This is a genomic window from Rasiella rasia (genome assembly GCF_011044175.1).
GTDB lineage: Bacteria > Bacteroidota > Bacteroidia > Flavobacteriales > Flavobacteriaceae > Marinirhabdus > Marinirhabdus rasia.
Window position 1 is genome coordinate 1,943,127 of the sequence record NZ_CP049057.1, and the last position, 24,696, is coordinate 1,967,822.

Consider the following 24,696-nt stretch of genomic DNA (forward strand, 5'->3'; position numbering starts at 1 on the left):
TACACAATGCTAGAGCGAGGCTATGTTATGGAAATGATAAAATTAATTCAAAAGCACCAATAGGTTTTGAAAACCTAAAAGGTTCAACTATTTTTGCCTTTCAATAAAAGTTACCCGACTTTTCGGGCATTTCAATGAGCAAACCTATTGTTCGTTCTCTATTTAAACAGTCTTCCTCACTCGGAAAACTAAGGGAAGCTATTACCCAATCTGAACAGAATTTAGAAGTATCCGGATTAGTAGGAAGCGCCACATCTCTTGTTATTGCAGAGGCTTTTAAATCGTCTGAACGGCCTTTTTTATTAATTCTAAATGATAAAGAAGAAGCTGCATATCACCTTAACGACCTAGAAAATTTGCTAGACGAAGATACGGTGCTATTTTATCCTGGTAGCTACCGAAGGCCCTATCAGATTGAAGAGACAGACAATGCCAACATATTATTACGTAGTGAAGTTTTAAACCGAATAAACTCACGCAGGAAACCTGCACTAATTGTAACTTATCCGGAAGCTCTTTTTGAAAAGGTTGTCACCAAAAAAGAGCTCGAGAAGAACACCTTAAAACTTTCGCTTAATGAGACTGTTTCAATAGATTTTGTGAATGAAGTATTGTTTGAATACAAATTTAAACGCACCGATTTTGTAACTGAACCCGGTGAATTTTCGGTGCGTGGAGGAATTCTAGACGTTTTCAGCTTTAGCAACGACGAGCCATACAGAATTGAGTTTTTTGGAGACGACGTAGATAGTATTAGAACATTTGACGTAGAAACACAACTCTCGTTAGAACAGTTAAAGAAAATTTCAATTATACCAAATGTTGACGCGTCGACAACACAAACCAACCGCACCAGTTTTTTAGAATATATCGCTAGCAAAACGGTAATCTGCCTCAAGAATGAAGAATTGCTAAGTGGAGCAATTGATAAACTCTTCAAAAAAGCGACAGAAGCTTACGCTAAACAAGTAGGAGCTGTAAAAATGAGTGACCCTAGCCAGCTGTTTTGCACGTCAACTTTATTACAGAAGCAGCTTAGAGAATTCACCACAATAACTCTTAGCACCGCGTTAAAAGCCGGGGAATCTGATGAAAACTCGAGCGGTCGTGACGAAACACCATTAATTGCAATTCCTTTTTCTACCGTTCCGCAGCCTTCTTTCAACAAGCAATTTAATCTGCTCATTGAAAACCTAAATCAGAATACTGCAGATGGATATACCAACTATATTTTCTGTAGTAGTGAATCGCAAGCCAAGCGATTTCATGATATTTTTGATGATATTTCCACGTCACTAGATGCAGGTTCGCAAAAAGTAAAACAATATCAAACCATTGTTTTTCCGCTCTATCAAGGTTTTATTGATCATGAAAGCCGAAATGTTTGTTATACAGATCATCAAATATTTGAGCGCTACCATAAGTTTAGCTTAAAAAACGGTTATGCAAAGAAGCAAGCCATTACACTAAAAGAACTTACCAACTTAGAAGTAGGCGATTACGTAACTCATATCGATCATGGAATTGGGCGCTTTGGCGGACTGCAAAAAATTGACGTCGAAGGGAAGCAACAGGAGGCCATCAAACTAATTTATGGCGAGCGTGATATATTGTACCTCAGCATTCATTCGCTTCACAAAATTTCAAAATACAACGGCAAAGACGGCACCACGCCAAAAATTTATAAACTAGGGAGCGCTGCTTGGAAAAAATTAAAGCAAAAAACAAAAACTCGTGTAAAGCAGATTGCCTTCAATCTAATTGAGTTATACGCAAAAAGACGTTTACAAAAAGGATTTCAGTACGATCCGGATAGTTATCTACAGCATGAATTAGAGTCATCGTTTATGTACGAAGACACCCCAGATCAAAGCTCGGCTACCGCAGACGTAAAAGCAGACATGGAAAGTGAGCGCCCAATGGACCGTTTGGTCTGTGGTGATGTAGGTTTTGGAAAAACTGAAGTCGCTGTTAGAGCAGCCTTTAAAGCGGTTGATAATGGTAAACAAGTAGCCATTCTTGTGCCTACTACCATTTTAGCATTTCAACATTACAAAACATTTAGCGAACGACTTGAAGGAATGCCTGTAAACGTAGATTATCTTAATCGCTTTAGAACTGCAAAGCAACGTCGCGCCGTTCTAGACGGACTTAAAGATGGTAAATTAGATATCGTGATTGGCACCCATCAACTTGTGAGTAAGGCGGTAGAATTTAAAGACTTAGGGTTACTTATTATAGATGAAGAGCAAAAATTTGGTGTTTCAGTAAAAGACAAACTAAAGACCATCAAAGAAAATGTAGACACACTTACATTAACCGCAACCCCAATTCCTCGCACCCTGCAATTTAGCTTGATGGCGGCGCGCGACTTAAGCGTAATTACTACACCCCCTCCTAACCGATATCCAGTAGAAACCCATGTGGTTCGATTTGGAGAAGAAACCATTCGAGATGCCGTTAGATATGAAATATCGCGGGGCGGACAAGTATTTTTTGTTCACAACCGTATTGAAAACATTAAAGAAGTTGCGGGTATGATTCAGCGTCTTGTCCCAGATGCTAAAATAGGTATTGGTCATGGACAAATGGACGGAAAAAAACTGGAAGATGTTATGCTTCGTTTTATGAATAACGAATTTGACGTTCTGGTTTCTACTACAATTATTGAAAGCGGCTTAGATGTGCCAAATGCAAATACCATTTTTATTAATAATGCTAACAACTTTGGTCTTTCAGACCTGCACCAAATGCGCGGACGCGTTGGGCGAAGTAACAAAAAGGCATTCTGCTACTTTATAACACCCCCATATTCTGCCATGACCGACGAGGCACGAAAAAGAATTACCGCCTTAGAACAGTTTAGTGAACTAGGAAGCGGGCTAAATATTGCCATGAAAGATTTAGAAATTCGAGGTGCAGGTGATTTATTAGGGGGTGAACAGAGTGGGTTTATTAATGAGATTGGTTTTGAAACATATCAGAAAATTCTGGCTGAAGCAATTGAAGAACTAAAAGAAAAAGAGTTTAAAGATCTCTATACTGAAACAGATAAAAATTTCAAAAACCGAACGTTTGTAAAAGAAGTAGTGATTGATACCGACTTTGAATTACTTTTCCCAGACGACTATGTTAATAATATTACTGAAAGATTAAATCTTTACACCAAACTTAACGAAATTAAAGATGAGGCCGCTTTAAAGATATTTGAAAAGGAACTAACAGACCGTTTTGGAGAACTTCCAAGTGAAGTGAGAGACCTACTAGATAGTGTACGTATTAAATGGAAAGCCATTGCCATGGGATTAGAGCGTGTTGTTATGAAGAAAGGGCGTTTGGTTGGATATTTTATTAGCGATCAACAAAGTGATTTTTACCAGAGTTCAGCATTTGGTAAGATGCTACAGTTTGTGCAAACGTATTCGCCTAGAGTAAAAATGAAAGAAAAACAAACTAGAAATGGGTTACGACTACTTTTTACGATAGAAAAAGTGACCTCAATACAACAAGTTTTAGCCGTACTTCAAAATTTTAACGCCTAATGGAAAACCTCTAAACTAACTGTTATTACTACAATGACGGGTAAATGACGGGTGAATTTCAGCTAAAATAATTGGACTAATTTTTAAACCATCGTACTCTTGTGGAAACAAATAAAAACATATTCACGATGAAACAGCCAGCACTCGGGCAACATATTTTAGCCCTACGACAAGAGAAAGGATTAACACAAGAAGATTTAGTTGCACAATGTAACATTAGCGTACGAACCATACAACGTATTGAGGCAGGTGAGGTTGTACCTAGAAGTTATACTGTAAAGACTATTTTATCGGCACTTGGCGAAGACTTCGAGTCTATTACTGAAAGTAATGTTGAAAGCGGACTTAAAAAAGCCTTCTTCTTAAAAATTGATGATACGAAACAAGCAAATTTCTTAACAAAACACCTTAAGATTGCCTGGATTGCTGGTATCGTTTATTTTGTATTAGGTTTTGCAGAATTTCCCGCAGATATCGCCAGGATGTTTGAAGATAGCACACTGCTATACCCTAACTATATCTATATACCCCTTAAATTAGTAATTCTTGCCTCTATAATATTGTTCTTGCGAGGCTTTATTTTAACAGGAAATATATTGAACAATTATCTCTTAAAGATTGTTGTTTTTATCATGTTAATCTTCAATGTTGCCTATTACGTGTTAGATCTAACCTCTTTATTCTTTGATGGCTTAGATCAGAGTGTAATTTTAATTGCTGAGTCTATTTCTTTTGGTATTGTTGGAATATTAATGGGTATCGCTATGTTGCGCTTGCAAAAGGCTTTAGGAAATTTGGCTACCATTACTGGGATTTTTGAAATCGTTGCCTACGCATGCTTCACTATTGTAATTTTTGCTGCAGGAGGAGCTATCCTCTTGCTTCCCACACTTATTTTAGAAATTATAATATTGTATAAAGTGGCTCAATTGGTGAAAGAAAAACAAGCGGCACTCTAACCCTATTAAAGAGGGTCTGTAGATTCACCATGCCCACAGACCCTTTTTCGACCCCCTATTCTTTTATCCATTGTTTTGTTATCGAGCCTACGTCTGTTGTTATGGTAACCAAGTAAGTTGCGGCTGCTAGGTCTGAAACAGAAATTGTTTTTGCTCCCTTATCTCGACCCCCTTTCAGCATAACTTCCTTAAGAATTTTACCTTCCATTGAAGTAAACGTTATGGTATACATTGCTGTATGGTTCAATCCTTTTATATGCAAATATTCGCTAGACGGATTAGGATGCAAAACAACAGTTGATAGTGCTACGGTTTCCGAAGGTATGCTTAAAATAACATCATCTATTATCCTAAGATTCTTTGTGCCAAAATCGGTTACATACAAAGTAGTTTCTGAAGCGTTAAAGCGAATACCATTGGGTTGGCTAAAAGTTGCTTGGGAAATGTCTCCATCTTGATTACCAGCAGTACTACCTGCAAACAAGGTTACATCGTTTACGGCATTATGATTAATCGTATAAATTTTGTGTTCTCCTAACACTGTACCCCACAATCTTCCATGGCCAAAGGTTATAAAACCCAGATTCGAACTTCCCCCAACAGTGGCTACAAAGCTAAGTACTCCATTTGTACCTACTCTGTATATTTTTCTGTCATTGTAATTACCTACATATAAATTTCCGTTTTCGTCATAAGCTAGACCAACCGGACCGTCTAATTCTGAAGCATCTGAAATTTGTGTTATTATGCCTTCTGGGGTTATTCGGTTAATTGTATTTGCACCATATCGCGTATAGATCATATCGTCGTTGTCTATAGCCTTTAACATTCCTGAAGGGTTTCCAGAAATACTAATACTAGTATCTAAAGTCCCATCAATAAAATACCTTAACAGCTCATTGGCGTCCCAATCGTTTACATACAGGGCATCGTTACTGTCAAACTCGATGCCATTAGCATTATTTAGACCCGTAATAAAGGTACTTGCAACTCCCTGAGGTGTAAATTTGTAGATGGCTCCTTCTTCAAAGCTTGCGGCATAAACAGCACCCTGACTGTCAAATGTGATGGCATCATCTGGTTCTAATTCTGAAATTGTTGATACGGTTTGGGCGTGCATTACAATTATACTTCCGCATGCACATGCAATACAATAGATTAATTTTTTCATAACTCTAATAATTTAAATTTAGAGCTAATCTACTTTTTGGGAGCATGCAAATCGACCGTTTGGATACAATTGAACGAATTTACGCTGCCGTATTTTTTTTTATATAATTACTAGGAGTATCGTTCATGGTTTGCTTAAACGCTTTATTAAAAGTAGATTTTGAGTTAAAACCCACATCCATTGAAAGGGCGAGAATTGTATGTTGAAGATGTTCCTTATTTTTAACTCTCTCAACAAATTCTTTTATTCGATACCCATTAATATAATCGTAAAAAGTGGTACGGTATACTTTATTGAGCAACCACGACACATTGTTTGTAGATGTTTTAAGTTGAAGCGCCACCTGTTGCAACGTCAGGTCATTTTCCAAAAAAAGCCGCTCATTGCTCATTAGACTATTCAATTTTTCATCAAGTATACGCACCTCATCTGCCGACAATCGATCCCTTTTTTGCGTTACTTTTTCTAGCACAGGAATTCTAAAAAGCTCCGGTTGCTTTAAGCTGAAATACCCTATCACATAAATACATAGAGAAATAGCAATCCAAACACTATCATATCCAAGGTACGTAAAATACGTATTGAACAATGCCCAGTTCAGATAACTGAACCACCACACTAATAAACACAATGCAAATGCCAAATGAAAAGCATATAAGTAGCGCAACGGACCTTGTTCAAAAGAAAACACCTTTTTCTCTGTTTCTTTAAACTCTTTTAACAATAAAAAAGATCGGATTAAGTAATACGAATTTAACAATAGCGCCGTGCCTGAAATAACCAAGAACATAACCTTTAACTTTCCATCTTCAAAGGCTTGCCAATAGCTACTCGGGGTGTGTACCACCAAGAGTATGAAAAACAATAGCAATATGGAGGCAAATGGTAAATAGTGAATTAACGGTAATGTTTTCTTGGTACGCTCGTAAAACAAAAGGCGACTAGTATACATTAAAAATAGTGGGCCAAATAAAAATATAATTGAATCTACACCCATACTAAGTAAGAATACCCATTCATTTAGATACTCAGAATATATGAATCTACCCAAAAGCATCACTGTTGCAGCAATCAATAACAATGAGAGTATTGTATTGGCCCTTTTGTTATTGTTTGTTATACGTTGAAGTGTAAGAGATAAAAAAATACCTTGACAGATGCCAATAAAGATGATAATATCAATAAGTTCAAACGAGATTGTCATATCAATCATTTAATGCTTTAAATGTAGCGCTTGTCGTCTGTATTGTGGTATTTCTGTATACAAATGCACAACTAAAAATGATAAAATGCATTCTCAAAATGCTCAATGCGTTCTTCTTTACTGTTTTTAAGAATGGCAACAATATCGAAACGAGCTTCAACATCTAACTGATTAGAAATTAGATATTCGTTTGCCGCCTTTACCAACAACTTTATTTTAGAAGGTGTAACAAAATCTTGTGGATTGCCAAAGAAGGCGCTATTTCTAGTTTTAACTTCAACAAAAATGATGGTGCCTTCTTCTTTTTGGGCAATAATATCGATTTCAGCTTTTTGAAATCGCCAGTTTCTTTCTAAAATGGCAAAACCACTGCGCAGTAAATATTTTGTTGCCAGTTCTTCTCCAAGAATACCCAGTTCGTTATGGTCTGCCATAAAAAATTAATTCAATATAGAAGAAACACACGAGTAGCCACAGTAATATATATTTTTTAGTCGTGCTTCTCTATAAATGATAAAGTTACATTTTTTTCTCGCACATTTAATTTTGTTTTCGCCCCCATAACTAGCGCTCGATTGTCAAGAATATGTCCTGCTGGGAAGTGAAAGCATACAGGGAAATCATATTCTTTTACGGCGTCGTAAATTATTTTGTTCGCAGTGGCACCAAATGGAATGCTATTATCATTCATTTGGGTCATCCCGCCAACAATGAGTCCTTTTAAATTAGTAAAATATCCATTGCGTTTTAGGTTCTGTGTCATTCTATCTATGTGGTACAAATATTCGTCTAAATCTTCAAGAAAAAGAATTTTGCCTTTGGTATCTATTGCTGAAGCGCTTCCCATTAAGGAATATAAAACCGAAAGATTTCCACCAACCAATACTCCTGTTGCTGTTCCCAACCGATTTAGTGGTTCTTCGGAAGGAATTTGGATTGTATGCTCATTTCCGAAGAGAACATTGTAAATAGATTGCTGCGTCTCGAAAGTTTTTTTCTCAATTTCTAACCCCATCTGAGCATGCAAACTGGCAATTCCTAAATTCTGAAAGGTGTTGTGTAAAACGGTAACATCGCTATAACCAATAATCCATTTTGGATTTTGAATAAACTTACTGAAATCTAACTTATCCACCATTCGTACGGTTCCATAACCTCCACGAGCACACCAAACAGCTTTTACTTTAGGGTTGTCTATCATTTCCTGAAAATCTTGCGTACGCAGTGCGTCAGAACCAGCAAATTGATGATCTGAAGCACCAATTGTTTTCCCTAGTAATGGTTGAAGCTTCCACTCTTTTAGTAGTGAAAGAAATGGTTTCAGCTCGGTTTCGGTTATCTTTCGAGCTGTAGAGACAATACCTATGGTATCTCCTTGCATTAGGTTTGGGGGCAGAATCATTTATTCGTTTTAATTCAATAAAGATAGCGAATTGTGCCAAAATCATACTGCCTTCGCAACATTGCAGAGAACAAGAATCTGCATTTTTTCTAAAATTTATTGTCTAATGTCGTAAGGCTTTATGCGTAGCTATCTTGTTTCTGTTATAAAACAAATCGATACGTTGCTTTTACTAAGAAGGTATTCTGTGGTTTCTGACTTAGCAATTGGTTGTCTACAATAGTATTAAAACTGTTTTCTGGATCACCTATTCCTGTTACTCCTTGGCTCCATACCAAGAAAATCTCTGAGCCCGGAATATATTCCCAACGCACAACTAAATTACTTCTAAACTGCACAAAAGCGAAATCGGGGTCTCCAAAAGAATAGTCTGTGTTACCATCTAAGTCTTCATCTACTAAGTAAGCACCTTCTTCAAAAGAAATTTGAGAATTATCATATAAGCTAATACGATTATTCAAATCGCTTGCAATTGCATCATTAACATAATTAAAGTCAGAAAATTTCGCTTTAAAAATGAATGGTTGTCCGTAATACTGAATGGTTAAATTCGGATTTATACTATAATTTACGCGTAGTGTAGCACTCAAGGTTTCTCGGTCTATAGCACCTAAAACATATCGAGGAGTTCCGTTAAAATTGCGCTCGGTAACATATTGTGTTTTACTGGGGCTATCGTCGTAATCTACTCCTAACGATAAACTTAGGCTATTTAGTGGTTGGTATCGGGCATTTATTTCGTACCGATATACACTAAAATTATCTTGTTTTGACCTAGATTGAACAGTACCTCCACTAAAACTTAACTTTTTACGCTGATCTGTTCCTGAGAATAAAAAGATATAGTTTTCGTCGCTATAGCGCCACCGTGGTCCTCCTCTTAAGAACGTGTTTACAAAAATTCTAGGTTTATGAACCGCCCCAACTTCACTCCACCAATTATTCTTCCAGTTTACAAAACCGCCAATTTCATATTGAATGCGATTGTAATTTCCTTCAAAATCGAATGAAGAAGACAATGACACTCTTAAATTTGCCTGTCTGTACCAACTGGTTGGCTTATTAAAAAGTCTTCGTAACACCGCGTATTGTCTAATATCATCGGCCTGTCGTAAAAAACCTAAATCGTTTAATTCTAACTCTGGTGATTTAAAATTTCCGCCTATAGCGTAACGCCAATCTCCACCGCCACCTTTTCCGAACTCAAAACGACCTCCGGTTCCAGTGAGCTGAGTTCTGGTTGGATCTACTTGTACGTGATCTGCATCTACTCTTTGAAATAAATGTGTAATTGCAGTTTGTGAGCGCAATATAGATTCTGCACTTCCGCGAACGTTACTCATAACCGCACTTCCCTCTACATAGTACGTCCTGTCTTTCCAGTTATGCTTAAAATCTAATCCGCCAGAATAGGCTTGGGCGTGCAAAAATGACACATTATCGTCCATATTACGGATTGCACTGGTAAAAATTCCACCTATATAGCTGTTATTATCATTAAAATCTTGTTGAACACGACCTACTAGGTAATTGGTTAAAGGTTCTACCAATTCTTCAGATTCTGACCCGTCTACATCTATAACATCTGCAAATTCTTTTGCTGTTACACTTTCTAAAACACCAACAGTTAAACCGTCTTTTGTTTTTCCACTAAATTTTGCAGCACCTAAAATTGTTGTGTTATTTGGTTGGTCTATATAGGCTGTAGTCGCTCCAAATGGTGATCTCTGCGGACTTCGCCCAATACGTCTTGAAAAGAAAAGGTTGTCTGCGTCTCCACCAATCTGAAAATCGAAAACACTTTTATTCTCTACAAAAAAGGGTCGCCTTTCTTGAAAAAAGATTTCAAATCCGTCTAAGGCCACGGCCCCTGGATCTGCATCTACTTGTCCAAAATCTGGATTTATAGTAACGTCTAAGGTAAGGTCATTCGTCACTCCAATCTTAGCATCGAGGCCTCCAGTGAGCTTAGTGTCGCTACCATCGCGAAAAGGATTTCCAATTTCCTTTTCGTAGGTGTCTAGTTGGGCTACAGTATAGGGCTGAATTTCTAATTGCTTTTGAGGTTTTATTCCTTTAATTCCCAGTAAATCACCAAATTCACTTACCCAGCCTGGTGGGTTTGCTGGTAATGGTTGCCATGTAGAGCGCTCTTCATTTTTAAAATATCTTCGTGTAGATTGAATACCCCAAACCTGTTCATCTGCGTTGCTAAAGCGTAACTGACTTAATGGAATCCTCATTTCGGCAGTCCAACCATCACTATCAATTTTTGTGTCTAAATACCATATTGGATTCCAACTATCGTCAAAGTTTCCATTATTACTAATAAATTCATCGCCTTTTACCCCAGACGCCGATGCCGTAAACGAAAAACCGGTGCGGTCGTCGCCATAACTATCTATATTAATTTCAACCCAATCGCCAGGAAAATCGTCGCGCCTTCCCATTCGTCTCTCTATGGTCTCTGGATCCTTTTGATAACACTTAAAAGCTACATATAGGTTTTTGTCATCGTAGATGATTTTCATTTTCGTTTGCTCTGTGGGTGCTGTGCCATTGTCGGGTTCAAACTCTACATAGTCTGAGGTCCACGCTACCAAATCCCAAGCGGGTTCGGTAATAGAGCCGTCAATTTTAGGCGATTCTAAAGCGCCTACAGCCGTAGTGGTATAACTTCGTTTTTTTAATTTTACATCTGTTTCAGTTTCTTGAGCGCCTACTATTCCGAACAAAAGTAGAAACATTAGATTGGTAAGTCCTTTCATGATGATGAGTCAGCTAGTGTTGATTGATATTATAAAGGACTGAAAAACATAGCATACGTGGCAGCTATTTACGTTTATTAAGATAATTTTAACAATTGTGTTAAGGTTCAGACATAGTATTACGACGGCACTTTTTTAGTTGACATCTTAGGCATAATAGTTCTGTTTTTTATAACATTAACATTTTCAGCAAAAAAGAGCCCTTCATGTCTTGCCAATCAAATAAATACCATTACATTTGCACCCCTCAAAAAGCGGAAAATTTTCGTTTTAGCGGGTGAAAACAATGAATTATTAACTATTTACACAAAGAACGAAATGGACACATTGAGTTACAAAACAGTATCTGCCAATAAGGCAACCGTTACAAAAGAGTGGTTGTTGGTAGATGCGGACGGGCAAACATTGGGTCGTCTTGCAAGTGAAGTTGCTAAATTACTTCGCGGAAAACACAAACCAAGTTTTACTCCACACGTAGATTGTGGCGACAACGTAATTATTACGAATGCTGCCAAAATCAAGTTAACAGGAAACAAATGGGAAGCTAAAGAATACATTCGCCACACGGGTTATCCAGGCGGGCAACGTTCTTTAACTGCTAGAGAATTGTTTGGAAAAGACCCTGCTAGACTTGTAGAAAAATCTGTAAAAGGAATGCTACCTAAAAACAAATTAGGCGCTGCAATTTTCAGAAATCTAAAAGTTTATGCAGATGACAACCACGGTCAAGAAGCACAAAAACCCAGAGTAATTAACCTTAACGACAATAAGTAATGGAGACAATTCACAAAATTGGAAGAAGAAAGACCGCTATTGCACGTGTATACCTTTCGGAAGGAAAAGGAAACATTACCATTAACAAGCGTGATCTTGAAAAATATTTTACTACAGCTACACTACAGTATAAAGTGAAGCAACCACTAATGTTAACAGATAACGAAACAACTTTCGATATTTCTGTAAATGTTTTTGGTGGTGGTATTACTGGTCAGGCAGAAGCAATTCGCTTGGCTATTGCACGTGCTATGTGCACACTTAATGATGAGAACAGAGGTATCTTAAAGCCAGAAGGATTATTAACACGTGATCCAAGAATGGTTGAACGTAAGAAATTCGGTCAGAAGAAAGCTCGTAAGAAATTCCAGTTCTCTAAGCGTTAATTTTCAATTTCACATATTGTATCGCAGTTGTGGTACCACTTTACAAAAAGTGCACTGTGAAATTTACAAGTTCATACAAATTCAATTATTAATAAGCTGTTAGTCCCGCTCTTTGCCGGGCGGGACAATTAGTTTAGTATCTAAATCAAATAGTTCAGAAAAACTGAAGGAAAGATTGCGATCTAAATTTACAGAACGTAAACTAAAAACAAAATGGCAGACAACAAGCAAGTTAAGGAACTCCTTGACGCAGGTGTACACTTTGGACACCTAACCAGAAAATGGAACCCAAACATGGCACCGTATATCTATATGGAGCGTAACGGGATTCACATCATCAACCTTTATAAAACCACTGCAAAATTAGCAGAGGCTAACGAAGCTTTGGCTAAGATTGCCGCTAGCGGACGTAAAATTCTTTTCGTAGCTACTAAAAAGCAAGCTAAAGACATCGTTGCTGAAAAAGTAAAAAATGTAAACATGCCTTACATCACTGAAAGATGGCCAGGTGGGATGTTAACTAATTTTGTTACTATTCGTAAAGCGGTTAAGAAAATGGCTTCTATCGATAGAATGAAGCAGGACGGAACATTCATGACTCTTTCTAAAAAAGAGCGTTTGGCTGTAGACCGTTTAAGAGCTAAGTTAGAAAAGAACTTAGGTTCAATTTCAGACATGAGTCGTCTTCCAGGCGCATTGTTTATTGTAGATACTACACGTGAGCACATTGCAGTAAAAGAAGCACAGAAATTAAATATTCCAATCTTTGCAATGGTAGACACAAACAGTGATCCACGCGAGATTGACTATGCAATTCCTTCTAATGATGATGCATCAAAATCTATTGAAAAAATTATAACAAGCGTAACCGATGCTATTGCAGGAGGTTTGGCAGATAGAAAGTCTGAAAAAGGCCAAGATGCTAAAGAAGCTCCAGCTAAGAAAGAGGCAGGAGCTCCTAAAAAAGCTAAAGCAGCTAAAGTAGCAGTAGAAGCTTCTAAAGAAGAAGAGTAGTTTATTAGTAAACGGTAACAGTTGCGATATGCTACGTTACTGAAGAACATAACCTTTTCATAAAATTAAAAAGTCGTCAGGTTCATTTCTTAAACTGAAATTTGCGACGGCTTTTTTTCAAAATATAAAATAAACTATTAATCAGATTCCCGCCTGCGCGGGAAAAATATCAAAGATATTATGGTAAAAGTAACCGCCGCAGAAGTAAACGAATTAAGAAAAAAAACCGGAGCTGGTATGATGGACTGTAAAAAGGCATTAGTTGAAGCAGAAGGTAATATGGAAGAAGCAATTAACATCCTTAGAAAAAAAGGACAAAAAATTGCTGAAAAAAGAGCAGACCGTGACTCAAGCGAAGGGGCTGTTGTTTCTAAAATTAACGACGCTAACACAAGAGGTGTTGTGGTGTCGGTAAATTGTGAAACTGATTTCGTTGCAAAAAATGATAGTTACAAAGAGCTAGCTCAGCAAATTGCAGATGTTGCAATTAACGTGAACTCTAAAGAAGAATTGCTTGCAGCAGATTTCGACGGAATGACTGTTGAAGAAAAGCTTATCGAGCAAACAGGAGTTATTGGTGAGAAAATTGAAATTGGTGGTTTTGAAACATTAGAAGCACCTTTCGTAGGAACATACATTCACGGAAACAAGATTGGAGCCCTTACAGGACTGTCTGCAGCCATCGACAACGCCGCAGAAGTAGCTAAGAACGTGTCTATGCAAGTTGCCTCTATGGGTGCTACTACACTATCTTACAAAGATTTTGACCCTGCATACGTCGCTGCTGAAACCGAAGCTAGAATCGCTGTTATTGAAAAAGATAATATCGAGCTTGGTCGTCTAGGAAAAACACTTAAAAATGTTCCTCAGTTTATCTCAAGAGCGCAACTTACAGAAGAAGCTATGGCACAAGCCGAAGCAGACGCTAAAGAACAGTTAAAAGCTGAAGGAAAGCCTGAGCAAATCTGGGACAGAATTCTTCCTGGTAAAATGGAACGTTTTGTAAGTGACAATACTACATTAGATCAAGAGCAGTGTCTTTTAGACCAAAACTACATCATGGACGACAAGAAATCTGTTGCTGAATACGTTGCAGACCAAGGTGTAGAAGTAATAGGATTTAAAAGAGTTACTCTAGCATAGTTTAGTAAGTCTTAAACTTTCTAGTAGCCAGTTGCAGTTTGCGTTGGCCAGAACATATAAAATCCGTTTTCAGGTTTTCTGAAAACGGATTTTTTTATCACAGTATATTAAAACACAACGAACCTAAGTCCAAATTACTGTTTGACTAGTTTTTTGACTGCTTTTTTACCTTCCGAAGTAATAATTACCATATACACACCACTACTCATAGTGGATAGGTTAAGCTCGGCTAACGAATTTTTTGGCGCTATTTCCAATACTTTTCTTCCAGCAAGATCTACTATAGTAATCATTTCTATAGTAGCAGTACTTTCAACAATTAATTTTTCGTGTACTGGGTTTGGGTACATTGTAATGCTGTTTGTAGCAACATCTTCAACTCCTAATGTGGTGTTTATTCCAAATATGGTTTCATAAGCTGTTCCTCCAAAAGTTGCTGTAACTTCATAAACTCCATCTGCCCATGAAGAGTCGGTTGGAAATATCCATTCTGCATACGCTGCTTCATAGTTTGGCCATGGCGAAGTAAATATATAATCATATAATGTAGTTCCGTTTGGATCTGTAATTACAATGTGTGTATCGCTATTCGTCTGAATATCTCTAAAAAAGATTCTCAGTACGATATCTTCGCCATGTAAGAAATTTAATTCTTCATAGGTATTTTCAACTTCACCACAGGTGTCGTCAAAATTTGTTGAGTTATGCGTAGAAATTTTGTTGATAGCTGGCACGTAATAATCTGGCTGGTTGGCCCACCAACTAACAGAATTCAATGTATTACAAGTTCCTTCATAAGGGTCTATTAAATTATTACTTGCATCATAAATTTCAAAATGTAAATGTGGTATTGAGCTACTTCCCGAGCTTCCTGCAGCACCCAAATATTCACCTTCTGCAACCGTATCGCCAATAGCCTTTGTTGTAATAGCTCCGTCTTTGAAATGCCAGTACCATGCCTGCGATCCATCGGCATGTTCTATAATAATTCCATTCCAGTTCGGATTGCCCGAGTTGTCACAATTTAAATCAAAATTACCATCTCTTTTATCGATAATAATACCTGGCGCTGCTGCCACAATCTCCATAACTTCTTCTTGCATGTATTTCCACGGGTAAGGCCAAATTACATAGTCTGTGCCTTCATGATTTCCAGTAGCCCAATCGTAGGTACGTTCGTTACATTCATAATCTGTTAAATTCCCATTAGGCGCCAAGTCGTGGTCTACTTGAAAATTTACAATGTAAAAACCAGGATTATCAAACCCAGCCTTTGCTTTAATTGGTGAGATAAACAACGGAGATCCACCGCCGTTTCGAAAGGCATCTGGCTTAGCTTCTAAAATTTGTTGTTTATTAATTAAAAGCTGCTCCCGTACCTGCTGTCGTTGCGCATTGGTGATGCATTCAGATTTTACATAGGTTGCTGGATGAAATGTTTCTGGAGATGGCGACTGCTTGCTAAGTGGGTTTTGAGCAAATAAAGTTGTTGTTAAAGCCAAGAACGCTAAACGTATTGTTGTTTTCATAATGTGAAGTTTTAAAATTAAAAATGTGCGCTATTTTAAGTACATCGCACAAAATTTAATTTGTCATCACATTTATAATGCTTTTAACCTTTATTGTCTGTACTTAAGAGAATAGAAATTAATAGTAAAACTTTACTAGTGTTTTTGAAATTTTCTGAAAACAGCGTTTTTTATGTGTTCATTAGAGTGAAAACACATTGTACTTCACAAACTATTATCTATTGGGATTCATTCTTAGCAAGGTGGAACCAATTAAGGCGTTGTCTTCACTATAAACACGTACACGATACGTTCCCACATCATAAAAATTAAAGTCAAAATAAAGCTTAGGAGACGTTCGTTTCGCACTATACACTACATCTTTATACTTATAATACTTAAAGTCTGACGTACTTAACTTATCTATCGCGACAATTAATTTTTCAGTGTTAAGCGCTTTATAACCGTGGTCTACACAAACCGATATTTTTCCTCTATTTGCACCAGTACCTTGGTTTATACTTGTTGTACCAAACGAACCTTTTTTAAATTTCTCATAGTAACCATTTCTGTTAATAGCAAAATACAACTGAGCTCCTTTATAGTATTCTTCTAATACCTTGATTTTCGCTGCTTTTTCTGCTGCCAGTCTTTTTTCAACTATAGCTTGGGCTTGTTTGGTGGTTTTAATAATGTGAGGTGTACCCTTAGTAGAATTTATTGAAGCAGATCTTTTTGGTAGTGTGAGACCGTTTTCAACAAGTTCGGTGTGTGCTTTGCTATCAATAGCCGAAATATAGTACATACCATTTATCCCTCCTAACAAACCTATTCCTGTAGAACGCCCCTTGGCTGTAGCAATTCCAATTACTTTATTTTCTTCACTAAAAACAGGACCTCCACTGTTGCCAGGATGTATTTCTGCATCAGTTTTTAAATATCCGTAGTCTCTATTTATAACAAAATCGTATCCACTCATAATACCAAGGCTAATAGTACTTAAATCTTTCAGCATTAGGTCTGCAGATCCAGTAAATTGCGCAGGATACCCATAAACACATAGATTTTCTCCTTGGGTTACATTATCTGAATTCCCAAGAGGGACTGTTGAGAATTTTCTTTTAACGGGTTTCCAGTCTAGTGTTCCCACAATTTTTAACATGGCGCCATCGTATGTTCCAGAACCAATAGAGACAACCTCGGCAATATATAATTTGTAATCGCTTTCTCCCGGACCGTCATAGACTTGTACTATAGGTATTGTATGACCTGTTCTATTAATTTTGGTAATGGTTCTATCGTTCAACAGCTCTTCAGAATACAAACTAATGGTTGTCATTTCTTTGTCGCCTTCCATATAGTTATAATCTATAAACCCCTTTACGCACATCTCAACTACGTGCTTATTAGTAAACAGATATCCATCTTTAGTAACAATAAAACCTGATCCTCTGCCCATGTATCCATCGCCAGCATTTTTTCCTTCCATGCCCGGATCCATTAGCAAAATTTTTACAACACCCTTGTAATATTTAGAGGCTATTAATTTAGTGTCTAGACCTTTTTCTTTACAGGAAAAGAGACATAAAAAGGCTACTAAATACAACGGCCATCTATTTTTCATATTGAAATAATTTGAGTTGATTATGCTAACTAATTGACACTGCTAAAAGTAGCAATAGTTTATGAAACAGGATAAAACAAATTCCATTTATTTAAAGACTCGCAAATTGAAATAGAATTTCTAGCGAAAAAAAACAAAATATCCCTTGGTAAAGACGCTGTTAGAAAACCCTACATACACGTTAACTTTTTCACTATTTTTGTAACAAATTTGAAAAATGCACTATAAAAGAATTCTCCTTAAATTAAGTGGCGAAGCGCTAATGGGCAACCGCCAGTACGGAATTGACCCCGACCGTCTTAAAGAATATGCTGAAGAAATTAAAGAAATCATCGCTCTTGGCGTAGAAGTAGCCATTGTTATTGGTGGAGGAAACATTTTTCGAGGCCTCGCAGGAGCCAGTAAAGGAATGGATCGCGTGCAAGGAGACCATATGGGTATGCTAGCCACAGTAATTAATGGCCTAGCCCTACAAGGTGCCTTAGAAGACGAGAAGATTCCTACTCGTTTGCAAAGCGCCATTAAAATTAATGAAGTAGCAGAGCCATTTATTAGACGTAAGGCAATACGGCATTTAGAAAAAGGACGTGTTGTTATATTTGGAGGAGGCACAGGGAACCCATATTTCACTACAGATAGTGCTGCAGTGCTGCGTGCTATCGAAATTCAGGCCGATGTTATCCTAAAAGGCACTCGCGTAGATGGTATTTACACCAGCGATCCTGAAAAAGATACCGACGCTACAAAATTCGACTCTATTAGCTTCGACGATGTATTGAAAAAGGGACTAAAAGTAATGGATACTACTGCTTTTACCCTGAGCCAAGAAAATGAATTACCAATTATTGTATTCGATATGAATACGAAAGGTAACCTAATGAAGGTTGTGAAGGGAGAAACAATTGGAACTAAAGTGAATCTTTAATTATTGAAGTGCGATTGTGCACTCAGAAGATTTTTAGATTTTTCTCGTTTAATTTGCTATTTTTGAATTGGTCTGGTTTTTGAAACTACACTGAAAACGGTTAATTAAAAAATTTCCCGCCGCCGCGGGCATTGAAAATGGAAGACGAAATAAAATTTATAATAGATAGTACAAAAGAGGCAATGGACAATGCATTGGTTCATTTAGAAAAAAAACTAGTAAACATTAGAGCAGGAAAGGCATCTCCTTCTATGGTAGGAAGTGTTATGGTAGATTACTACGGAAGCCCAACGCCTTTAAACCAGGTGGCTAATGTAAATACCCCAGACGGTATGACAATCACCATACAACCTTGGGAAAAAACATTAATTCCTGAAATTGAAAAAGGAATTCATCTGGCTAATATTGGTTTTAACCCTATGAATAATGGTGAAAGTATTATTATAAACGTTCCTCCATTAACCGAAGAACGCCGCGGCGAACTAGCCAAGCAAGCAAAAGCCGAAGCTGAAGAAGCCAAAATTGGGGTTCGTAACGACCGTAAGAATGCTAATAACGATATTAAAAAATTGGATATTTCCGAAGATTTAAAAGCTAATTTAGAAATCGATATCCAAAAAATGACCGACAATCATATCGAAAAAATCGATGCTGTGTTTGCGAAGAAAGAAAAAGAAATAATGACTGTATAAACACGTTATTATAGTTAAACAAAACAAAAACAAGCGGCTCATAAGCCGCTTTCTTTTTACTTTCGCCAGTATTAATTTCCTCACGTATATGCGCAGTTTCCTCCTGCTGTTTATTCTACTGTTACCTGTTGGGCTTTTTGCGCAAAAACCCGCCATACAAACCAAACAAGATACTACTGCAACTACGCCCGAAAAAAAATCCAACCCCTTTAACACAGGATTTTACCCTCTTGGCTTTTTTGACGTAGACTTACGGTATCTCATAAAATATAATAATTATGAAGGCTTACGTCTTGGTGTTGGAGGTGTAACCAATGACCGTTTTTCAGAAAAATTTAGAATTGGTGGATATTTTGCACGAGGATTTAAAGACAGAGATATAAAATTTGGTTTAGGCGGTAGTGTTCGTCTCAAAAAAGAAAATAAAATCTGGCTTAACCTATTCTATAAAGATGATATACAGGAGATTGGAAAGTTCAATTTTCTAACAGACGATCGTGTTTATTCGGTCTTTGAGCCTCGTTTGGTAAACGTTACTCAGTTTTACAAAGAACGTACGTGGCAAAGCAATGTTCAGGCAGAATTTCTCGACAAAATATTGGCTGAAGTACGCCTTTCCCGAAGTAGAATAGACCAGATTGAAGACTATCAGTTTTTAAACGATGGCACGTTGTACAGCAACTACGAATTGGCAGAGGTTACCACTTCATTTCGGATAAGTCCGAAAACCGATTTTATTACTACCGAAGACGGTAGAATAGAATATTTTGATGGGTTCCCAAAGATAAGCGCGCAAGTTACACAAGGTTTGTCTGGCATAACAGGAAGTGACTTTAACTACACAAAATTTGGATTAAAACTAGACTATTACATAAAGCGTACTAATCTAACATCTACCAACTTCTTGTTAGAAGGAGATTATGCAATTGGCGATGCACCCCTCACCCATTTGTATCACGCATACCCTAACGCGCCTACTAAAGATGAAATTTTACAACGTTTTTCTGTGGCAGGCAGAAGGAGTTTTGAAACTATGTATTTTGGTGAGTTCTTCTCAGATAAGTTAATGACGTTGCAAGTTAGGCATAGCTTACGAAGGTTTAATCTTGGCAATAGGTTTAAACCCGAGCTAGTACTCATTACCCGCCATGCCTTAGGAGATTTCTCAAATCCTGAACAACACATTGGCCTTCCATTTAATACGTTAGACGAGCTATACAGCGAATCTGGTTTTGAACTCAATAAACTCCTCTTTGGCTTTGGGCTAAGTGGTGCATACCGATATGGCTACTACTACCTCCCCGATTTTGAAGATAATATCTCGGTGAAGTTTACTTTTTATGCGAAATTTTAAGTTAAAAATCTCTTTTCCACCTGAAACAATGGTTTTTCCTCTTAAAACAACAATTCGTTTAATCAATTTATTGTGAATGATACACGTATTTTTATACAGCCCCGCACCATACTATTTAAACTTTCCTATAAGTTGTAAACCTATAAAGCAATTTTCAGTTTCATTTTCGGTTTCAATAAACTTCACCTCCTCAAACTTGATGATAACCCACACCTATTCATTACCTTTGCCACGTTCGTAAATACCCCCTTGTGAATAAGCTTTTTAGTATCGGTTTTTGGAGTGCAGTAGCACGTTTTATTCTACGGAATAGACCACTACTTCTCATTATTATCGCTGCGATTACCGTTTTTATGGGATGGCAGTGGCAACACATGCGCTTTACCTACACCGAAGCCAACCTATTACCAGACGACCATGAAGTAAATGTAGAATACAACAAGTTTCTAGATCAGTTTGGTGAAGAAGGCAACCTTATTATCATGGGAGTGAAAGACAGCTCGCTCTTTACGCCTAAAAACTTTAATGCTTGGGCCACGCTTTCGCGGAAACTTAAAACCTACGAAGCCGTAGATCTTACGTTATCTATCGGGGAGCTTCAAATGCTGAAAAAAGTACAAGATTCTACCAGCTTCGCTCTTGTACCGTTTATTCAGGATAGTATACTTTCCGAAGAAGCCTTAAAAAAATACAAGTACGAACTCTTTAACAAGCTTCCCTTCTACAAAGGCTTGGTATATAGCCCAAACAAACTGGGCGTGCGCACCGCGGTTTATCTAAAAAAGGACATCATAAATACCGCATTACGTCGCGATTTTATTGTGAATGACCTAATCCCTGCCATAGAACAATTTGAAACCGATACAGGCATAGACGTTCATACATCTGGGATGCCTTACATTCGCACATTAAATTCGCAGAACATTATCGATGAAATAGGCACCTTTATTGCAGCCGCTTTGTTAGTAACCTCCCTTATTTTTTTCTTTTTCTTTAGAAGCTTTCGGGCTACGTTTATCTCTATGATAACCGTAATTATTGGGGTAATGTGGGCCTTTGGTATTTTGGGCTTGCTTCGCTATGAGATTACGGTGCTTACGGCATTAATACCTCCCTTAATTATCGTTATTGGAATTCCAAATTGTATTTTCCTTATCAATAAATACCAGCAAGAGATTAAATTACACGGCAATCAGGCAAAGTCGTTACAGCGCGTTATTGCCAAGGTAGGTAATGCTACTTTAATGACCAACGTAACCACTGCTTCTGGTTTTGCTACGTTTATACTTACCAACAGCAAGTTATTAAAGGAGTTTGGTATCGTTGCCTCCATAAACATTATTGTCATTTTTCTACTTAGCTTGTTTATTATCCCCATAATTTACAGCTATATGAGTGTGCCAAAAGGTAAACACTTAAAGCACTTAAATAAGCGATGGATAGGCAGCTTTGTAGACTGGATGGAGCGCATGGTGCGCGAACATAGAATTGCCATCTTTATTGCCGCTATTGTTTTGCTCTGCGCAAGTATTGTGGGGATGAATAATATTAAAATTTCAGGAAGTATTATTGAAGATATGCCTAAAGGTGAAGCCTTCTTTAGTGATATTAAGTTTTTTGAAAAAGAGTACGAAGGTATTATGCCGTTGGAAATTTTAGTAGATACCAAACGTAAAAAAGGGGTGATGAAACTCGCTACCTTAAAACGAATGGACGAGCTCCAAGAGTATTTAGCCGAAATTCCAGAATTTTCGCAACCCCTCTCTGTAGTTGAATTAGTAAAATACAGCAAGCAGGCATATTACAATGGCAATCCAGAATACTACCAATTACCCAACAGTCAAGAGCGTACTTTTATACTTTCGTATGCCAAAAACAGCGCAAAAAACACCAATTTACTAGCTAGCTATGTAGATACAACAGGCCAATTTGCTCGTATCACGGTGTTCATGAAAGATACCAAAACCGAACGCTACGATAGGCTAGAAGAAGATATAAGGGCAAAAATCGACAAGATTTTTCCTAGCGACCGATACGAAGTTACATTAACTGGTAAAGCCTTAGTGTTTCAAAAGGGAACAAAATATCTGGTGAACAACCTAGTTATTTCTTTGTCGTTAGCCATTCTACTTATTGCCTTATTTATGGCATGGATGTTTAGAAGTTTTAAAATGATATTAGTATCATTATTGCCCAACTTACTACCACTAATAATTACCGCTGGACTCATGGGCTTCTTGGGTGTACCCATAAAACCTTCTACAATTTTAGTGTTTAGTATTGCTTTTGGTATTTCTGTAGACGATACCATTCATTTCTTGGCAAAATACAGGCAAGAACTAATCGCAAATGACTGGAAGATTAAAAAATCTGTCTATGCTGCATTGCGAGAGACTGGAGTAAGTATGTTTTATACATCTATTGTATTATTTTTCGGGTTTTCGGTATTCACCATTTCTAGTTTTGGTGGCACCGTAGCGCTGGGTGCGTTAGTTTCTATCACATTGGTTTTTGCGATGCTCGCAAATCTTCTATTATTACCTGCGCTGCTACTTTCTCTAGAAAAAGAAATTGCCAATAAGAAAACGTTTAAAAAGCCAGCGATGCAGATATTAGAGGCAAATGTTGACGAAACTATTTCCGAAGAAGAAAAATAGAGCTAATACCTGTATTCTAGCCGAAATATTCTATTGCTGAATTCCTATTTCTGAATCAAAAAAGTATCTTTGCCATCCATAAAATGAAGACTATGAAAGCAATTGCTATCACACATATATTACAAATGGAACCTTCACTTACCCAAATAACGTTGCGAGGCTGGGTACGTTCGTTTAGAAGTAACAGATTTATTGCACTTAACGACGGTTCTACCATCAATAATATTCAATGTGTCGTAGATTTTGAAAATTTTGACGAAGCTGTTCTTAAAGAAGTAACAACCGGAGCTGCAATAGAAGTAAAAGGAACATTAGTAGCTAGTCAAGGGCAAGGACAGGATGTGGAAATTCAAGTTTCAGATATTGAAGTTCTTGGAAAAGCAGACCCTGAAGAAGTGAAGCTAACTATCTTGTCTCCTAAGCGTCATTCATTAGAAAAGCTTCGAGAGCAAGCACATTTGCGAGTACGCACCAACACATTTGGTGCTATTATGAGAGTACGTTCTAAACTATCGTTTGCCATTCACGAATACTTTCAGAAAAACGATTTCTACTATATGCACACCCCTATTATTACAGGTAGTGATGCAGAAGGAGCTGGAGAAATGTTTAGGGTTACCAACCTAGATCCTGTAAAGCCACCCCTTACCGACGATGGTAGCGTGAACTATGCAGAAGATTTCTTTGAAAAAGAGACCAACCTTACGGTAAGCGGTCAGTTAGAAGCTGAAACTTATGCCATGGGTTTAGGTAAAGTATATACATTTGGGCCAACGTTTAGAGCTGAGAACAGTAACACGTCTAGACACTTAGCAGAATTTTGGATGATTGAGCCAGAAGTTGCCTTTAATGATCTTGCAGACAATATGGATCTTGCCGAAGATTTTATAAAGTATGTAGTAAACTATGCTCTTGAAAATTGTGCCGATGATCTTGAATTCTTAGAAAATAGACTCTTACAAGAAGAAAAGAGCAAGCCACAAGCAGAGCGCAGTGAAATGGCATTGCGCGACAAGTTAAAGTTTGTTTTAGAAAACAACTTTAAGCGTGTAAGTTATACAGAGGCAATTGATATCTTAAAAAGTAGCAAGCCTAATAAAAAGAAAAAGTTTAAGTACCTAATAGAAGAGTGGGGCGCAGACCTTCAGAGTGAGCATGAGCGTTTTTTAGTTGAAAAGCATTTTAAATGTCCCGTGATTTTATTCGATTATCCAGCTAAAATAAAAGCATTTTACATGCGCTTAAACGACGATGGAAAGACCGTACGTGCCATGGATGTGCTTTTCCCAGGTATTGGGGAAATAGTTGGTGGAAGTCAGCGAGAAGAACGCTATGACGTGCTAAAGGAAAAAATGGCCGCCATGGATATTTCCGAAGAAGAACTACATTGGTATCTCGATTTAAGAAAATTTGGAACCTGTGTACACAGTGGTTTCGGACTTGGATTTGAGCGACTTGTGTTGTTTGTAACGGGCATGGGGAATATTAGAGATGTAATTCCGTATCCTAGAACTCCAGGCAATGCGAGTTTTTAAACCAACTAAAAGTCATAAGCTTATATTAAAAATCCCTT

General features: G+C 37.4%; 18 protein-coding genes. 11 read left to right on the top strand and 7 right to left on the bottom strand.

All coding sequences use genetic code 11. The features are described from left to right. Positions 1 to 134: 134 nt before the first annotated feature. Both mfd and G5B37_RS08770 read left to right on the top strand, forming a co-directional pair. Positions 135 to 3,542, top strand: a complete 3,408-nt coding sequence (gene mfd / locus G5B37_RS08765; RefSeq protein WP_164679663.1) for a transcription-repair coupling factor — start codon at positions 135 to 137, stop codon at positions 3,540 to 3,542. Between the two features lie 128 nt (positions 3,543 to 3,670). Then, positions 3,671 to 4,501, top strand: a complete 831-nt coding sequence (locus G5B37_RS08770; protein WP_164679664.1) for a helix-turn-helix domain-containing protein — start codon at positions 3,671 to 3,673, stop codon at positions 4,499 to 4,501. 55 nt (positions 4,502 to 4,556) lie between these two features. Here G5B37_RS08770 and G5B37_RS08775 read toward each other — a convergent pair whose 3' ends face one another. The 5 genes from G5B37_RS08775 to G5B37_RS08795 form a co-directional block, all read right to left on the bottom strand. After that, entirely contained in the window at positions 4,557 to 5,672 is a 1,116-nt protein-coding gene (locus tag G5B37_RS08775; RefSeq protein ID WP_164679665.1) for a virginiamycin B lyase family protein, read from the bottom strand. Between the two features lie 79 nt (positions 5,673 to 5,751). After that, on the bottom strand, positions 5,752 to 6,876 hold the full coding sequence (locus G5B37_RS08780; protein ID WP_164679666.1) for a helix-turn-helix domain-containing protein: 1,125 nt from the start codon (positions 6,874 to 6,876) through the stop codon (positions 5,752 to 5,754). Between the two features lie 71 nt (positions 6,877 to 6,947). Further along, complete coding sequence (locus G5B37_RS08785; RefSeq protein ID WP_164679667.1) at positions 6,948 to 7,310, bottom strand: YraN family protein; 363 nt, start codon at positions 7,308 to 7,310, stop codon at positions 6,948 to 6,950. 56 nt (positions 7,311 to 7,366) lie between these two features. After that, a complete protein-coding gene (locus G5B37_RS08790; protein WP_164679668.1) occupies positions 7,367 to 8,278 on the bottom strand; it encodes a S66 peptidase family protein in 912 nt (303 codons plus the stop codon). Positions 8,279 to 8,421: 143 nt separating this feature from the next. Continuing rightward, entirely contained in the window at positions 8,422 to 11,046 is a 2,625-nt protein-coding gene (locus tag G5B37_RS08795; protein WP_164679669.1) for a DUF5916 domain-containing protein, read from the bottom strand. A gap of 318 nt (positions 11,047 to 11,364) precedes the next feature. On the opposite strand from G5B37_RS08795, the gene rplM reads away from it, so the two are divergent. The 4 genes from rplM (at position 11,365) to tsf (ending at position 14,363) form a co-directional block, all read left to right on the top strand. After that, a complete protein-coding gene (gene rplM / locus G5B37_RS08800; RefSeq protein WP_164679670.1) occupies positions 11,365 to 11,820 on the top strand; it encodes a 50S ribosomal protein L13 in 456 nt (151 codons plus the stop codon). After that, positions 11,820 to 12,206, top strand: coding sequence for a 30S ribosomal protein S9 (rpsI, locus tag G5B37_RS08805; protein ID WP_164679671.1), 387 nt, complete (start codon positions 11,820 to 11,822; stop codon positions 12,204 to 12,206). The genes rplM and rpsI overlap by 1 nt, the downstream gene beginning before the upstream one ends. 213 nt (positions 12,207 to 12,419) lie before the next feature. Continuing rightward, complete coding sequence (gene rpsB / locus G5B37_RS08810) at positions 12,420 to 13,220, top strand: 30S ribosomal protein S2 (RefSeq protein WP_164679672.1); 801 nt, start codon at positions 12,420 to 12,422, stop codon at positions 13,218 to 13,220. Between the two features lie 180 nt (positions 13,221 to 13,400). Then, positions 13,401 to 14,363: a translation elongation factor Ts gene (gene tsf, locus G5B37_RS08815; RefSeq protein WP_164679673.1), complete on the top strand. Its 963-nt coding sequence runs from the start codon at positions 13,401 to 13,403 to the stop codon at positions 14,361 to 14,363. A 134-nt stretch (positions 14,364 to 14,497) separates the two neighbouring features. Here tsf and G5B37_RS08820 read toward each other — a convergent pair whose 3' ends face one another. Together G5B37_RS08820 and G5B37_RS08825 are read right to left on the bottom strand one after the other, a co-directional pair. After that, positions 14,498 to 15,892, bottom strand: coding sequence for a T9SS type A sorting domain-containing protein (locus G5B37_RS08820; protein WP_164679674.1), 1,395 nt, complete (start codon positions 15,890 to 15,892; stop codon positions 14,498 to 14,500). Between the two features lie 214 nt (positions 15,893 to 16,106). Next, a complete protein-coding gene (locus G5B37_RS08825) occupies positions 16,107 to 17,495 on the bottom strand; it encodes a S1C family serine protease (RefSeq protein WP_164679675.1) in 1,389 nt (462 codons plus the stop codon). Between the two features lie 217 nt (positions 17,496 to 17,712). On the opposite strand from G5B37_RS08825, the gene pyrH reads away from it, so the two are divergent. The 5 genes from pyrH to asnS all read left to right on the top strand — a co-directional run bounded on the left by pyrH (position 17,713) and on the right by asnS (position 24,658). Then, a complete protein-coding gene (gene pyrH / locus G5B37_RS08830; RefSeq protein ID WP_164679676.1) occupies positions 17,713 to 18,420 on the top strand; it encodes a UMP kinase in 708 nt (235 codons plus the stop codon). 137 nt (positions 18,421 to 18,557) lie between these two features. Beyond that, positions 18,558 to 19,112 (top strand): ribosome recycling factor, encoded by a 555-nt coding sequence (gene frr, locus G5B37_RS08835; protein WP_164679677.1) that lies wholly within the window; start codon positions 18,558 to 18,560, stop codon positions 19,110 to 19,112. 88 nt (positions 19,113 to 19,200) lie between these two features. Beyond that, positions 19,201 to 20,466: a DUF5686 family protein gene (locus G5B37_RS08840; protein WP_164679678.1), complete on the top strand. Its 1,266-nt coding sequence runs from the start codon at positions 19,201 to 19,203 to the stop codon at positions 20,464 to 20,466. A gap of 251 nt (positions 20,467 to 20,717) precedes the next feature. Next, a complete protein-coding gene (locus G5B37_RS08845; protein ID WP_164679679.1) occupies positions 20,718 to 23,123 on the top strand; it encodes an efflux RND transporter permease subunit in 2,406 nt (801 codons plus the stop codon). A gap of 92 nt (positions 23,124 to 23,215) precedes the next feature. Next, on the top strand, positions 23,216 to 24,658 hold the full coding sequence (asnS, locus tag G5B37_RS08850; RefSeq protein WP_164679680.1) for an asparagine--tRNA ligase: 1,443 nt from the start codon (positions 23,216 to 23,218) through the stop codon (positions 24,656 to 24,658). Positions 24,659 to 24,696 lie beyond the last annotated feature (38 nt).

What these genes read in the sequence shown, in the direction of transcription:
- mfd (WP_164679663.1), top strand. Translation starts at nt 135, where the DNA reads ATGAGCAAACCTATTGTTCGTTCTCTATTTAAACAGTCTTCCTCACTC.
- G5B37_RS08770 (WP_164679664.1), top strand. Translation starts at nt 3,671, where the DNA reads ATGAAACAGCCAGCACTCGGGCAACATATTTTAGCCCTACGACAAGAG.
- G5B37_RS08775 (WP_164679665.1), bottom strand. Translation starts at nt 5,672, where the DNA reads ATGAAAAAATTAATCTATTGTATTGCATGTGCATGCGGAAGTATAATT.
- G5B37_RS08780 (WP_164679666.1), bottom strand. Translation starts at nt 6,876, where the DNA reads ATGACAATCTCGTTTGAACTTATTGATATTATCATCTTTATTGGCATC.
- G5B37_RS08785 (WP_164679667.1), bottom strand. Translation starts at nt 7,310, where the DNA reads ATGGCAGACCATAACGAACTGGGTATTCTTGGAGAAGAACTGGCAACA.
- G5B37_RS08790 (WP_164679668.1), bottom strand. Translation starts at nt 8,278, where the DNA reads ATGATTCTGCCCCCAAACCTAATGCAAGGAGATACCATAGGTATTGTC.
- G5B37_RS08795 (WP_164679669.1), bottom strand. Translation starts at nt 11,046, where the DNA reads ATGAAAGGACTTACCAATCTAATGTTTCTACTTTTGTTCGGAATAGTA.
- rplM (WP_164679670.1), top strand. Translation starts at nt 11,365, where the DNA reads ATGGACACATTGAGTTACAAAACAGTATCTGCCAATAAGGCAACCGTT.
- rpsI (WP_164679671.1), top strand. Translation starts at nt 11,820, where the DNA reads ATGGAGACAATTCACAAAATTGGAAGAAGAAAGACCGCTATTGCACGT.
- rpsB (WP_164679672.1), top strand. Translation starts at nt 12,420, where the DNA reads ATGGCAGACAACAAGCAAGTTAAGGAACTCCTTGACGCAGGTGTACAC.
- tsf (WP_164679673.1), top strand. Translation starts at nt 13,401, where the DNA reads ATGGTAAAAGTAACCGCCGCAGAAGTAAACGAATTAAGAAAAAAAACC.
- G5B37_RS08820 (WP_164679674.1), bottom strand. Translation starts at nt 15,892, where the DNA reads ATGAAAACAACAATACGTTTAGCGTTCTTGGCTTTAACAACAACTTTA.
- G5B37_RS08825 (WP_164679675.1), bottom strand. Translation starts at nt 17,495, where the DNA reads ATGAAAAATAGATGGCCGTTGTATTTAGTAGCCTTTTTATGTCTCTTT.
- pyrH (WP_164679676.1), top strand. Translation starts at nt 17,713, where the DNA reads ATGCACTATAAAAGAATTCTCCTTAAATTAAGTGGCGAAGCGCTAATG.
- frr (WP_164679677.1), top strand. Translation starts at nt 18,558, where the DNA reads ATGGAAGACGAAATAAAATTTATAATAGATAGTACAAAAGAGGCAATG.
- G5B37_RS08840 (WP_164679678.1), top strand. Translation starts at nt 19,201, where the DNA reads ATGCGCAGTTTCCTCCTGCTGTTTATTCTACTGTTACCTGTTGGGCTT.
- asnS (WP_164679680.1), top strand. Translation starts at nt 23,216, where the DNA reads ATGAAAGCAATTGCTATCACACATATATTACAAATGGAACCTTCACTT.